We start from the raw sequence: 13410 nt of genomic DNA, 5'->3' as shown, positions 1-13410 counted from the left end.
CCTAGGGCCCGCCGAGCCGCCACGTCCGCCGGTTCGTGGTAGCAGCGCCAGGGATTCCGCGGCGCTGCCACCACGAACGCCGGGCGCTCAGGCGCGGCGGGGGAACTGCGTGAAGTCTGGCGTGCGCTTCGCCTTGAACGCCTCGCGACCCTCCTGCGCCTCGGCTTGGCCGTAGAACAGCAGGTTCGCGTCGTGGGCGAGCTGCTGGATGCCGGCGTAGCCGTCCTCGTGGGCGTGGAACGACAGCTTGGACAGGCGCACCGCCCAGGGCGAGAGGGCCAGCATCTCGCGGCACCACTTGAGGGTCTCGGCCTCGAGGTCGGCCAGCGGCACGACGGTGTTGACCAGACCCATCGACAGGGCCTCCGGCGCGTCGTACTGACGGCAGAGGAACCAGATCTCCTTGGCCTTCTTCGGGCCGACGAGGTCGGAGAGGATGCTCGCGCCGTACCCGCCGTCGAACGAGCCGACCTTCGGCCCGACCTGCCCGAAGCGGGCGTTGTCGGCCGCGATGGTGAGGTCGCAGACGAGGTGGAGCACGTGGCCGCCGCCGATGGCCCAGCCGGCCACCGAGGCCACGATCGGCTTGGGGCAGCGGCGCATCTGCACGTGCAGGTCGGTGACGTGGAAGCGCCCCGTGGCGCCCGGGTCGGTCTTGTAGCCCGAGTCGCCGCGCACCCGCTGGTCGCCGCCGGAGCAGAACGCCTTGCCGCCCTCGCCGGTCAGGATGATCGCCCCGATGCCCTCGTCCTCGCGGGCCACGTCGAGGGCGTGGGAGACCTCGATCAGCGTCTGCGGGCGGAACGCGTTGTGCACCTCGGGGCGGTTGATCGAGATCTTGGCGATCCCGTCCTCCGTCGTGGAGTAGATGATGTCCTCGTAGTCGCCCGACGTCGTCCAGGTGGTCTCGCTCATGGGCGCCATTGTGGCCCCGGGCGCCGAACACCGGCTCCCTCGGGTACGGCGGACCCGTCCCCGGACGCAGACCGCCCCCGACGCCGAGGCGTCGGGGGCGGTCGCGACTGTGCGGGGCGACTCAGGCGGAGGCGCGCAGGCCGCCGTCGCCGGGGTCGCCGCCGTCGTCGTCGAGGCCGAGGGCCTGGGACGTGGCGACCATCAGCTCGCGGGCGCGCTGGGGGTCGGAGGCCAGCGGGGCGCCGTTGCTGGGCACCATCGCGCCGAGCGTCGGCTCCCAGGCGGCCCAGCGGTCGGGGAAGCACTGCTCGAGCAGGTCGAGCATGATCGCGACCGCCGTCGACGCGCCCGGCGAGGCGCCCAGCAGACCCGCGATGGAGCCGTCGGCGGCCGCCACGACCTCGGTGCCGAACTGCAGCACACCGCCCTTCTCCGGGTCCTTCTTGATGACCTGCACGCGCTGGCCGGCGACGATCTTCTCCCAGTCGCCCGGCTGGGCGGCGGGGTAGAACGCCTGCAGCTCGGCGAACTTCGTGCTGCGGCGCGCGACGAGCTGGCCGAGCAGGTAGCGCACGAGGTCGAGGTTGCGCACCGCCACCTGGAGCATCGGCACCAGGTTGTGCAGTCGCACCGACTTCAGCAGGTCGAACAGCGAGCCGTTCTTCAGGAAGCGCGGGCTGAACCCGGCGTACGGACCGAACATCAGACTCGGCTCGCCGTTGACGACGCGGGTGTCGAGGTGCGGCACCGACATGGGCGGCGCGCCGACGGCGGCCTTGCCGTAGACCTTGGCGTGGTGCTCGCCGACCACCTCGGGGTTGCGGGTGCGGAGGAACTCGCCGCTCACGGGGAACCCGCCGAAGCCGCGGATCTCGGCGATGCGCGACTTCTGCAGGAGCGTCAGCGCGCCGCCGCCGGCGCCGACGAAGACGAAGCGCGCGCGCAGCTCGAACTTCTCGCCGCGCTGCTTGCCGCGCACGACCCAGGTGCCGTCCTCGGCCCGCTTGAGCGAGCGCACGTCGGCACCGGTGCGCAGCTCCGCGCCGCCCTCCACGAGCGAGGTGGTGAGCAGGCGGGTCAGCGAGCCGAAGTCGACGTCCGTGCCCGCGGCGGCGTACGTCGCGGCGACGGGCTCGTCGCCCTGGCGGCCCTCGACGAGCGCCGGGGCCCAGGTGCGGATGACCTCGGGGTCGTCGGAGAACTCCATGCCGGCGAACAGCGGGTGGTCGCGCAGCGCGTCGTACCGCTTGCGCAGGTAGGCGACGTTGCCGGCGCCCCACACGAAGCTCATGTGCGGCGTGGGGGTGATGAACGCGCGGGGCTCGGGGAGCCGCCCGCTCTGCACGAGGAACGTCCAGAACTGGCGCGAGAGCTGGAACTGCTCGTTGACCTTCACCGCGGAGGTGATGTCGATCGAGCCGTCGGCCTTCTCGGGGGTGTAGTTGAGCTCGCACAGGGCCGAGTGGCCGGTGCCCGCGTTGTTCCACGCGTCCGAGCTCTCCTGGGCGAGCGAGTCGAGCCGCTCCAGGACCTTGATGTCCCACTCCGGCTCCAGCTGCTGCAGCAACGACCCGAGGGTCGCGCTCATGATGCCGCCACCGATCAGCACTACGTCGACTGGTTCGCTCACCCTGCGATTAGACCGATTGCAGGTGCGCGACGCACATCGAGAGGGCCTCAGCGGGCGGTTTGGAGACGAAGGTCACACGGTTCGCGCGGCGTGCACCGCTGCGCCCTCCGCCCCCGCGCTGGTAGACGCGCGGGGGCGGAGGAGCACCTGCGTTCAGGCCTCGACGAGCCCGGTGGCGCGGCCGGTGGTGTACCCCGGCGCCGTCTGCGTGCTGAGGCGTCGGGCGACGTCCAGCACCCGGTGGGCCATGGTGCCCTCGGGGGCGCGGACGTCCACCAGCGCACCCCGCTCGCGCACGGACCGCACGCCGGCGTCGAGCTCGCGCAGCCCGGCGGCCAGCAGGATGTCCACGTCGGCGAGGTCCACGGTCAGGGGGCCGCTGCCGCTGACTCGCGCTTCCAGGAACTCGCGCAGGTCGGGGCCGCTCAGCTGGTCCACGACACCGCGGACGTGGAGGACGGAGCCGTCGGGCTCCAGGCGTATCTCGAAGTCGTCGTTCTTCGCCATCATCGGGAGTTCCCTCGAACGGTCGTGCCGTCCCCGGGCTCTCGAGGGCGATTTCCTTCGACGGTACGCGCGTGGTCACCATCCGTCACCCCCGACTGCGGGTGTCCCACCCGTACGGGTGAGGAGGTCGATCAGGCTCAGGCGGGCGCCTGCGCCGCCAGCACGGCGGCCTGGATCCGGTTCCCGACCTCGAGGCGCAGGAGCAGCTGCGTGACGTGGTTCTTCACCGTGCTCTCCGAGAGCTGCAGCCGGCGCGCGATGTCCCGGTTGCTGCGCCCGTCGCGGATGAGGGCGAGCACCGCGCGCTGCTGGTCGGACAGCAGGAGGACCCGGGAGCCCACCTCCTGGCCGCCGGCCACCGCCCGGTCCGCGAACAGCCGGGGGTCGTGGACCGGGAAGCCCGCCGCGACCGCGTCCAGGGCCGAGGCGAGCGCCGCCTGCTCGCACCCGCTGGACACGCAGCCGTGCACGCCGTCGAGGTCCGTCGGGTCGCAGGTCTCGATGTCGACGGGGCGCAGCACCGCGAGGAGCCGGGCGCCGGGCGCGAGCGCGCGGAAGTGGGCGGCCAGCGCGGCGACCTCGGACACGTCCGGCTCGACGAGCACGACGACGAGCGGCACGCCGTCCGGTCCGCGCGGGGCCCGGACGGGTCGCGCGGACAGCGGCACCGTGCCGAGCAGGGGCGTGGCGGGCCTGGCGGCCACCAGCATCCGGATGCCCCACGTCACCATCCGGTCGTCCCCGACGAGCAGGACGGCCGCGCTCGGGTCGGTGCTCATCGGGCGCTCCAGGTCGGGGGAGGTCGGGGCCCCGGTCGGACTCGACCTGGACGCCGGCCTCGGTGCTGCGGCGCGGCGTCGCAGATTTTACTTTCGGGCGGGAGGCGGCTTGCTCAAGCCGCGCGCAAGGAAGGCCGCGTTTTGCGCCGGTACGGCGGCGCGACCGGGCGGTGCCGCGTTGCGCCGCCCCGCCAGGATGGGGTCCATGACCTACACGCCGGCCCCGGACCGCTACGACGTCCTGCCCTACCGCCGTACCGGCCGCAGCGGCCTCGACCTGCCGGCCGTCAGCCTCGGGCTGTGGCACAACTTCGGGGACGACGTGCCGTTCGACCGGCAGGGCGAGATCCTGCGCACCGCCTTCGACCTCGGCGTGACGCACTTCGACCTGGCCAACAACTACGGGCCGCCCTACGGCGCGGCGGAGGAGAACTTCGGGCGGCACCTGCGCACCGACTTCCGCGACCTGCGCGACGAGCTCGTCATCTCCTCGAAGGCGGGCTGGGACATGTGGCCCGGCCCGTACGGCCAGGTCGGCGGCTCGCGGAAGCACCTCGTCTCCAGCCTCGACCAGTCGCTGAGGCGGATGGGGCTCGACCACGTCGACGTCTTCTACCACCACCGCCCGGACCCGACGACGCCGCTCGAGGAGACGATGGGCGCCCTCGGCCAGATCGTGCGCAGCGGCAAGGCGCTCTACGTCGGGGTGTCGTCGTACTCCGCGGAGCGCACGCGCGAGGCCGCGCGCATCCTCGACGAGCTGGGGACGCCGCTGCTCATCCACCAGCCGTCGTACTCCATGCTCAACCGCTGGATCGAGACCCGCGGCCTGCTCGACACCCTCGGCGAGCTCGGAGTCGGGTGCATCGCCTTCTCGCCGCTGGCGCAGGGGATGCTGACCGACAAGTACCTCGGCGGCGTGCCGGAGGGCTCCCGCGCCAGCCAGGGCAAGTCGCTGTCGACCGACCTGCTGACCGACGAGGCCCTCGAGCACGTCCGCGCCCTCGACGCCATCGCCCGCGACCGCGGCCAGACGCTCGCCCAGCTCGCGCTGACGTGGGCGCTGCGCCGCCCCGAGGTCACGTCGGTGCTCGTCGGGGCCAGCAGCGCGGAGCAGGTGCGGGCCAACGTGGCCGCCACCGAGCGCCTCGAGCTGTCCGACGACGAGCTCGCGGCCATCGACCGGCATGCGGTCGACTCGGGCATCGACCTGTGGGCCGCGGCCCGCGACTCCGACGGCATCGCCTGACGGGGCGGGCGACCCACCGGGACCGATCTGCACAGAACCTCCACAGGTCGTCCCCCACTCCTGCGCCCCGGCGCTCCTAGCCTTCAGGCCATGAGCACCAACCGACGGGTCCTCGTCGTCGAGGACGACCCGGTCATCAACCAGGCGGTCACCGACCGGCTCGAGGCCGAGGGGTACGACGTCGTGCGGGCCTTCGACGGGCCCGGCGGCGTGGCCGCTCACGCCGAGCACGCGCCCGACGCGGTGGTGCTCGACGTGATGCTCCCCGGGTACGACGGGCACGAGGTCTGCCGGCGCATCCAGGCCGACCGGCCCGTCCCGGTGCTCATGCTGACGGCCCGCGCCGACGAGGCCGACGTGCTCGTCGGGCTCGGTGTCGGGGCCGACGACTACCTGACCAAGCCGTTCCGGATGCGGGAGCTCGTGGCCCGCGTCGGGGCGCTCCTGCGGCGCGTCGACCGCGCCGGCGAGCTGGCCGGGCGCCGGGCCCTCGAGCTCGGCGACCTGCGCGTCGACCCGCGGGCGCGCCGTACCTGGCGGGGAGGCGAGGAGGTGCGCCTCACCCCCACCGAGTTCGACCTGCTGCTCTGCCTCGCCGCCGACCCCGGCGCCGTCGTCACCCGCGAGCGCCTGCTCGCCGAGGTGTGGGGCTGGGCCGGGGCGTCGGGGACGCGCACGGTCGACAGCCACGTGAAGGGCCTGCGCGCGAAGATCGGCGCCGACCTGGTGCGCACGGTGCACGGGGTCGGCTACGCGCTGCAGACGGGCGGGGCGGCGTGAGCCCCGCGGGGCCCGAGGCCCCCGACGGCCCGGCTCCCGCCGGCCGCACCGAGCCGCTCGCCCGCGTGCGGTCGGTGAAGGTCAAGCTCGGCCTGCTCGTCGCGGCGAGCGTGACCGTCGCCGCGGTCGTCGCCTCGCTCGGGCGGGCGGCCGACGTGCCGGTCTGGCTCAGCATCCCCGTGACGGTGCTCCTCGCGCTCGCCCTCACCCAGCTGCTGGCGGTCGGCATGACGTCGCCGCTGCGGCAGATGACGGCCGCCGCGCAGCGGATGGCTCGCGGCGACCACTCCGTGCGGGTCGACGCGACCTCCCGCGACGAGGTCGGCGAGCTGGCCCGGGCGTTCAACACGATGGCCCACGACCTCGCCGGGGTCGACCGCCGCCGGCGCGAGCTGGTCGCCAACGTCAGCCACGAGCTGCGCACCCCCCTCGCGGGCCTGCGGGCCGTGCTCGAGAACGTCGTCGACGGCGTCGCGCCCCGCTCCCCCGACGCGCTCGCCGCCGCCCTCGCCCAGGCCGAGCGGATGAGCGACCTCGTCGAGGACCTCCTCGACCTCGCCCGCGTCGACGCCGGCAAGGCGCAGCTGTCCCCCGAGCCCGTCGACGTCGCCGACCTGCTCGGCGCCGCCGTCACCGAGGCGCGGGTGCTGGGCCGCGAGGTCGCGTACGACGTGCACGTCACCCCACCCGGGCTGGTCGTGCGGGCCGACCCGGCGCGGCTGCACCAGCTCGTCGCGAACCTGCTCGACAACGCGTCGCGCCACAGCCCCGCGGGCGGGACCGTGCGGGTCGAGGCGGTCGCCGGGGCTACGGACGGTCGGGCGGAGCGGTGGCGGCTCGAGGTCCGCGACGCCGGGCCGGGGCTCGGACCGGCCGACCGCGAGCGGGTCTTCGAGCCCTTCGGCACGCTCCGCCCGGCCGCGGGCGGCGGCGGCACCGGGCTCGGTCTCGCCATCGCCCGCTGGGTCAGCGACCTGCACGGCGGCGAGATCGCCTTCGTCGACCCGCCCCCCGGCGAGGGCGGCGCGCGGGTGCGCGTCGACCTCCCCCTCACCCCGCCCGACCGTCCCGCGGCGGTGGCGGCGTCCGCCGTACCGCCCGTCCCGTCCGCCCACCGATCGGAGGTCCTCGTGCCCGCATCTCCCGTGCCCACATCGACCGTGCCCGAGCCCACGGCCGCGGCAGCTACTGCCGTCCCCGCCCCCGGCCTGCTCGACGACCTCCTCGGCGGGTTCTGGCCCGACCGCGGCGTCCCGGCCCGCCCGGCGGTGCTGCTGGGCGCGCTGGGGGCCGGGCTGCTCGGCGGGCTGGTGCTGCCGTTCACGACGTGGGGGCTCGGCACGTTCCTCGTGCTCCTGGCCGCCGGTTGCGTGGTGGTGGGTGCGGCCCGCGATCGCCGCGACCCGTTCACGCTGACCTGCGCGGGGCTGTGCGTGCTGCTCGCCGCCACGGTGGCGGTGCGCGACGCGGAGTGGATCGTCGTGCTCTGCCTCCTCGCCGGGGCGGCGCTCTGCGTCGTCGGGGTGACCCGGGGCCGCACGCTGCCGGGGTTCCTGCTCGCCGGGATGGCGTGGCCCCTCGCCGGGCTGCGCGGGATGCCGTGGCTCGGGCGCACTCTCGCGTCGTTGACCGGGCGGGGCGGGGCGCTGCTGCGCACCCTCGCTCTCTCCGCGGCGGGTCTCGTCGTCTTCGGGGCCCTGCTCGCCTCCGCCGATCCGCTGCTCGCGGAGTGGGTCGACGCGGTGCTGCCCGACCTCACGCTCGACACGTTCGTGCTGCGGGCGTTCGTGACCGTCGCGGTGGGCGGGACGGTGCTGGCGGCGGCGTACCTCGCCCTCAACCCGCCGCGCGTCGACGGCGAGCACACCCCGCCGCGGCCCGTCGCCCGCCGGTTCGAGTGGCTCGCCCCCGTGCTCGTGGTCGTCGCCGTGCTGGCCGCGTTCCTCGCCGCCCAGGCCACGGTCGCGTTCGGCGGGCACGACTACCTGCGGCGCACGACCGGCCTGACCTACGCCGAGTACGTCCACCAGGGCTTCGGCCAGCTCACCGTCACGACCGCGCTGACGCTCCTCGTGGTGTGGGCCGCCGCCCGCAAGGCGCCCCGCGCCACCGCCGCCGACCGCGCCTGGCTGCGCGGCACCCTCGGCCTGCTCTGCGCGCTCACCCTCGTCGTGGTCGCCTCGGCGCTGCACCGGGTCGACCTCTACCAGGACGCGTACGGCTACACCGAGCTCCGGCTGCTCGTGACCGTCTTCGAGGGCTGGCTCGGGCTCGTCGTGCTCGCGGTGGTGGTCGCCGGGGTGACGCTGCGCGGCGCGTGGCTGGCGCGGTTCGCGCTGCTGAGCGGCGTCGTCGCCCTGCTGGGCCTCGCCGCGATCAACCCCGACGCGTGGATCGCCGAGCGCAACCTCGAGCGGTACGACGCGACCGGCCGCGTCGACTGGTACCACCTCCGGGGGCTGTCCGACGACGCCGTGCCGGCGCTGGCCGAGGCCGACCTGTCCGACGCCGAGCGCGCCTGCGCGCTGTCGGGGCGCACCGTCCCCGAGGACACCTGGATCGAGTGGAACCTGGGGCGCGACCGGGCGGCCGACGCGTTGGAGGAGGCGGGGGCAGCGGGGCTCCCGCGGTACATCACCTGCGACGACGGCTTCTGACGGGCACCGGGGTCGCCGGGACCCCGGCGTGGTTTCGAGGGGTTGCCAGAGCAACCCACCTCAACCACCGGGGCCGGGGCAACCCAGCTCGACCACCGAGGCCGGAGCAACCCACCTCGACCACCGCACGCACACCGCCCACCGGGCTCCTCCGGTGGTCGAAGTGGCCGCCCCGGCGGCCCACCCGGTGGTTGAGGTGGCCGCCCCGGCGGCCCTCGAAACCACCGCGCGGCAGGATGGGGCGCGACCCCACCCCCGACCGCAGGAGCGCACCGTGCAGCTGGACCTCTCGGGCCGGACGGCCCTCGTCACCGGATCGAGCCAGGGCATCGGTCTCGCCATCGCCACCGGGCTCGCCCGCGCCGGGGCGCGCGTCGCCCTCAACGGCCGCCGGGCCGAGGCGCTGGAGCAGGCGGCCGGGGCGGTGCGTTCCGCCGTACCCGACGCCGACGTGCTCCAGGTCGTGGCCGACCTGTCGACCGGTGCGGGCGCGGACGATGCGGTGCGCCAGCTGCCCGACGTCGACATCGTGGTCAACAACCTCGGGATCTTCGGCTCGCTCGACCCGTTCGAGGTCGACGACGCGACGTGGGAGCACTACTTCCAGGTCAACGTGATGTCGGCCGTGCGGATGCTGCGGGCCTACCTGCCCGGCATGCAGCAGCGCGGGTGGGGGCGCGCCGTGACGATCGCCAGCGACTCCGCCGTCGCGATCCCGGCCGAGATGATCCACTACGGCGTCACCAAGACGGCCCTGCTCGGCGTGACCCGCGGCTTCGCGAAGGCCGTCGCGGGCAGCGGCGTCACCGTCAACACGGTCATCGCCGGGCCCACGCACACCCCGGGCGTCGAGGACTTCGTCGCCGAGATGGTCGGCACCGACGGCTCGTGGGACGAGCGGCAGCGACAGTTCGTGCAGGAGCACCGCCCGTCCTCGCTCGTCCAGCGCCTGCTGGAGCCCGAGGAGATCGCGAACATGGTGGTCTACCTCAGCTCCGACCTGGCCTCGGCGACGACGGGCGGGGCGCTGCGCGCGGACGGCGGGTACGTCGACGCGATCCTGCCGTGAGGCGCCGAGGGTCCCCGCACGCGCCACGAGCCGGTACGGCGGGCCCGCGGGTCCGCCGTACCGGCTCGTGACCGGTGCTGCCGGGCGTCAGTGCGCGGCGACCCGCTCCGCCGGGGCGGCCTCGTCGACGACGGCGCGGGGCCGGCGCACGAAGAGGGCGACGACGACCGCGAGCGCGGAGATGACCCCGCCCCACAGGAGCGCGGCGTGCACGCCCTCGGCGGTCGCGGCGGCGACGTCGAGGCCGCCCTCGAGCTCGGCGGTCGAGCGGCGCGTCATCACGGTGATGAACAGCGCGGTGCCGGCGGCGCCCGCGACCTGCTGGACGGTGCCGACGATGGCGCTGCCGTGCGAGTAGATCTGCGGCGGCAGCGAGCCGAGCGCCGAGGTGAGCAGCGGCGTGAACATGAGGGCCAGGCCGATGCTCAGCAGCACGTGGATGGCCACGACCGTGCCGAGCGACGTGTCCTGGTCGAGCATCGACATCGACCACAGGGCGACGGACGCGACCACGGCGCCGGGCGCGACGAGCGGGCGCGGGCCGTGCTCGTCGAAGAGGCGGCCGACGACCGGCGCGAGCAGACCCATGACGAGACCGCCGGGCAGCAGCACGAGCCCGGTGCGCAGCGTCGACTCGCCGAGCACCGTCTGCAGGTAGATCGGCAGCAGGATGAGGGTGCCGAACAGCGCCATCATGCTGACCGCGACGAGCGCGACCGCGATGGTGAAGGTCGGCGTCGCGAAGGCGCGCAGGTCCATGAGGGCGCGGTCCTTCAGCGCCAGCTGGCGGGTGATGAACGCGGCGAGCGCGACGCCGCCGACGACGAGCGGGATCCACGGCGCGACCGGGGCGTGGCCGCCAGCGGACTCGCCGATGCTCGACAGGCCGTAGATGAGGCCGGCGAAGCCCAGCGCGGACAGCACGACGGAGAGCACGTCGAGGCTCGGGCGGGTCGGGGTGGTCACGTTGCGCACCCAGATCGCGCCGAGCAGCAGCGAGGTGAGCGCGATCGGCAGCACGATCCAGAACATCCAGCGCCAGCTCAGCGACTGCAGGATGAGGCCGGAGACCGTCGGGCCGATGGCGGGGGCGACGGAGATGACGATGGAGATCGTGCCCATCATCCGGCCGCGCCGCTCGGGAGCGACGGTGGTCAGGATGGTCGTCATCAGCAGCGGCATCATGATGGCGGTGCCGACGGCTTGGACGACGCGGCCCACGACGAGCACCTCGAACCCGGGCGCCAGCGCGGCCAGCAGCGTGCCGGCCGAGAAGGTCGACATGGCGAGCAGGAAGACGGTGCGCACGTGCAGGCGCTGGAGCAGCCAGCCGGTCAGCGGGATGACCACGGCCATCGTCAGCAGGAACGCCGACGTCAGCCACTGCGCGCGGGCCGCCGTGATGTCGAGGTCGACCATCAGCTCGGGCAGCGCGACGCCCATGATCGTCTCGTTGAGGATGACGACGAAGGCCGACACGACCAGCAGGGGTACGACGGCGCGCGGGAGGGCGGGCGGCGCCGCCGCCTCGCGGGGGTGGGTGGAGGGGAACTTCGGGGTGGTGCTCTGCTCGGTGCTCACACGGGTCCTTTCTCGACCGCCCTATTGTGGCAGTCACTGCCAAGAAGGCACGAACTGCCGTCGACGTGAGTCCGACGGCGAGGAGGCGCGATGACGACCGAGGTGACCGGCCCCACGCCGGTGGGCGAGGAGCCCCTGCGCCGTCGGCGACGACGGCAGACCGAGCAGGACATCTGCGAGGCCGCGCTGACCCTCTTCGAGGAGCACGGCGTCGCGGGCTGCACCGCTGACGACATCGCGCGGGCGGCGGGCGTCTCGTCCCGCACGTTCTTCCGGTACGCCGTGACGAAGGAACGCGCCGCGCTCGTCGTGACCGGCGACATCGAGGACGCGTTCGAGCAGGGCGTGGCCGCGCTGCGCCCCGACGAGCCGCTGCTGCCGCAGCTCGAGGCCCTGTGGGTCGAGGTGCTGCGGCGCCACGAGAACGGCCGCAGCGCGTCGGGCCACCAGCTGCGCCGGCTCTACCGCCTGCTGCGCGCCGAGCCGAGCCTGCGTGGAGCGGCCGTCGCGGTCGACGACGAGCGGCGGGCGGGGTTCGCCGGCGCGCTCGCCGAGCTGACCGGCGCGACGCCCGACGACCCGACGCCGGCCATCCTGGTGGAGACCACCACGGCCGTCGTCCGCGTCGCGATGGACCGGTGGGCCGAGCAGCTCGAGGCCGCGCCCGAGGGCCCCGAGCCCGACCTCGTCGACCTCTACGAGCAGGCCGTCGCGGCGTTCCGCACGGTCACGGCGCCGGGGGCCTGAGCACCGGCACGCCGGCGGCGTGCGCGTCGTCCCACGTGTCGACGTCCTCGCCCTCGCGCTCGAGCGCGGGCACCTCGACGAGCCGCAGCCCGCTGACGAGCACGTGCACCGGGAGCCCCGCCCGGTCATCCGGCGGGGGCGCGACCGCCTGCAGCGCCGCCACGTCGAGCACCATCGCGAGCTGACGCCGGCCGTCGGCGCCGAGGAGCACGGCGCCGTCCGCCGCCTCCGCCCCGTCGTGCGCCGCCCCGAGGCGCGTCACCGTGGCCGCGGTGACGTGCGGCATGTCGACGGCGAGCACCACGACGCGGCGGACCGTCGCGCCGAGCGCGGCCACCCCGGCGAGCAGGCCCGCGGCTGGGCCGCCGTACGCCGGTTCCTCGCGCACGAAGGCGACCGCCCGCTCCGTCGGCACGACGGGACCGACCACGACGACCTCGCTCGCGGCGGCGCAGGCGTCGAGCGCCCGGTCGAGGAGCGTGCGTCCGCCGACGACGAGGCGTGCCTTCTCCACGCCGCCGAGCCGGTTGCCCCGGCCCCCGGCCAGCACGACGCCCGCGAGGTCACCCACGGGTCCAGCCTGCCAGGCGCGGGGTTCCGCCCGCGTTACACGTCATCAGCAGCCAGCGCGGGCCAGCGACAGCCCGAGGCGCGAGGTTCGGGTTGAATCGTCCCAAGGGGCGGGCGGGGGTGGGTGGGGTCGAGAGGTCCGCGGACAGCCGGGCCCGAGGGTGCTTCACTGACGCGACGAGGAGCGGGGGTGCGCGTGCGGAGGACCTGGGTGGCGAGCGTGGCTCTCGCCGTCGCGGCCGGCCTCGGCTGGGCACCGGCCGTCGCCGCGCCGCAGCCGTCGTACACGTTCCCCGACCCCACCCGTGACGTCACCGCGGACCGCGACGCGGGCTTCGGCGGCGGCTTCACCCCGCGGATCGACCCGCAGGCCGTCGACGTGACGCGGGTCGAGGTCGCACTCACCGACACGACGGTCTACGCGCGCATCGACGTGCGCGACTTCTACGGGGCGGGCCGGGTCGGCGGCCGGCAGCAGGGCGAGCAGTACTTCTCGTTCGAGATGGGGTTCGACAACTTCCCCCTGATGGCCGGCAACGTCTTCTTCGGCGTCGGCCACGCGCCGCGTGCCTACGCCTCGACCCACGCGGTGGCCTTCGCCTGGGCGGACCCCCCGCAGTTCGACGGCGGCCCGTGCCGGCATCCCGCATCGGTCGCGACGTCACCCGCGGACGATTGGGTCCTGCTGCGGCTGCCGGTGGCCTGCGCGACCAGCCCGATCCTCGAGGTCGACTACTTGTGGGGCCACGCCGGGCAGAACCTCGAGCAGCACGACGCAGGCGGCCGCGTGCTGTCACGTCGCCTGTTCCGGGACTGGGCCCAGCCCGCCCGTGGGTGAGGTGGCGGCGCTAGCCGGTGGGTGAGGTGGCCACGCCCTGCGGTGGTCGGGGTCGCCGCGCTGTACCGGTAGTTGAGGTGGCCGCGCT

12 protein-coding genes are annotated in these 13410 nt (G+C 74.6%); 6 read left to right on the top strand and 6 right to left on the bottom strand.

What is annotated here, in order from left to right:
• Positions 1-87: 87 nt before the first annotated feature.
• The 4 genes from menB to KK617_RS02120 form a co-directional block, all read right to left on the bottom strand.
• Positions 88-915, bottom strand: coding sequence for a 1,4-dihydroxy-2-naphthoyl-CoA synthase (gene menB, locus KK617_RS02135; RefSeq protein ID WP_277497753.1), 828 nt, complete (start codon positions 913-915; stop codon positions 88-90).
• Positions 916-1036: 121 nt separating this feature from the next.
• Positions 1037-2596, bottom strand: coding sequence for a malate:quinone oxidoreductase (locus tag KK617_RS02130; protein ID WP_277497805.1), 1560 nt, complete (start codon positions 2594-2596; stop codon positions 1037-1039).
• 102 nt (positions 2597-2698) lie between these two features.
• A complete protein-coding gene (locus KK617_RS02125) occupies positions 2699-3055 on the bottom strand; it encodes a hypothetical protein (protein ID WP_277497752.1) in 357 nt (118 codons plus the stop codon).
• Positions 3056-3189: 134 nt separating this feature from the next.
• Positions 3190-3831: a response regulator transcription factor gene (locus tag KK617_RS02120; protein ID WP_277497751.1), complete on the bottom strand. Its 642-nt coding sequence runs from the start codon at positions 3829-3831 to the stop codon at positions 3190-3192.
• Positions 3832-4027: 196 nt separating this feature from the next.
• On the opposite strand from KK617_RS02120, the gene mgrA reads away from it, so the two are divergent.
• The 4 genes from mgrA (at position 4028) to KK617_RS02100 (ending at position 9586) form a co-directional block, all read left to right on the top strand.
• Entirely contained in the window at positions 4028-5080 is a 1053-nt protein-coding gene (mgrA, locus tag KK617_RS02115) for an L-glyceraldehyde 3-phosphate reductase (RefSeq protein ID WP_277497750.1), read from the top strand.
• A 90-nt stretch (positions 5081-5170) separates the two neighbouring features.
• Positions 5171-5860, top strand: coding sequence for a response regulator transcription factor (locus KK617_RS02110; RefSeq protein WP_277497749.1), 690 nt, complete (start codon positions 5171-5173; stop codon positions 5858-5860).
• On the top strand, positions 5857-8517 hold the full coding sequence (locus KK617_RS02105) for a DUF4153 domain-containing protein (RefSeq protein WP_277497748.1): 2661 nt from the start codon (positions 5857-5859) through the stop codon (positions 8515-8517). Before KK617_RS02110 ends, KK617_RS02105 begins: the two co-directional genes overlap by 4 nt.
• A gap of 274 nt (positions 8518-8791) precedes the next feature.
• Positions 8792-9586: an SDR family oxidoreductase gene (locus tag KK617_RS02100; protein ID WP_277497746.1), complete on the top strand. Its 795-nt coding sequence runs from the start codon at positions 8792-8794 to the stop codon at positions 9584-9586.
• 87 nt (positions 9587-9673) lie between these two features.
• Here the strand turns inward: KK617_RS02100 and KK617_RS02095 are convergent, their stop codons facing one another.
• Positions 9674-11167 (bottom strand): DHA2 family efflux MFS transporter permease subunit, encoded by a 1494-nt coding sequence (locus tag KK617_RS02095; protein ID WP_277497745.1) that lies wholly within the window; start codon positions 11165-11167, stop codon positions 9674-9676.
• A gap of 90 nt (positions 11168-11257) precedes the next feature.
• On the opposite strand from KK617_RS02095, the gene KK617_RS02090 reads away from it, so the two are divergent.
• A complete protein-coding gene (locus KK617_RS02090; RefSeq protein ID WP_277497744.1) occupies positions 11258-11914 on the top strand; it encodes a TetR family transcriptional regulator in 657 nt (218 codons plus the stop codon).
• Here KK617_RS02090 and KK617_RS02085 read toward each other — a convergent pair.
• A complete protein-coding gene (locus KK617_RS02085; RefSeq protein WP_277497743.1) occupies positions 11895-12485 on the bottom strand; it encodes an NTP transferase domain-containing protein in 591 nt (196 codons plus the stop codon). The two genes, KK617_RS02090 and KK617_RS02085, sit on opposite strands and share 20 nt — an antisense overlap.
• A 189-nt stretch (positions 12486-12674) precedes the next feature.
• Here KK617_RS02085 and KK617_RS02080 point away from each other — a divergent pair, with 189 nt between their 5' ends.
• The gene (locus KK617_RS02080; protein ID WP_277497742.1) at positions 12675-13322 is read left to right on the top strand and encodes a hypothetical protein; all 648 of its coding nucleotides are present in this window, start codon (positions 12675-12677) and stop codon (positions 13320-13322) included.
• Positions 13323-13410 lie beyond the last annotated feature (88 nt).

It is taken from the genome of Nocardioides sp. ChNu-99 (assembly GCF_029493445.1).
Classification (GTDB): domain Bacteria; phylum Actinomycetota; class Actinomycetes; order Propionibacteriales; family Nocardioidaceae; genus Nocardioides.
The sequence above is the reverse complement of the archived record's forward strand: the minus strand, read 5'-3'. Positions and strand labels throughout refer to the sequence as shown.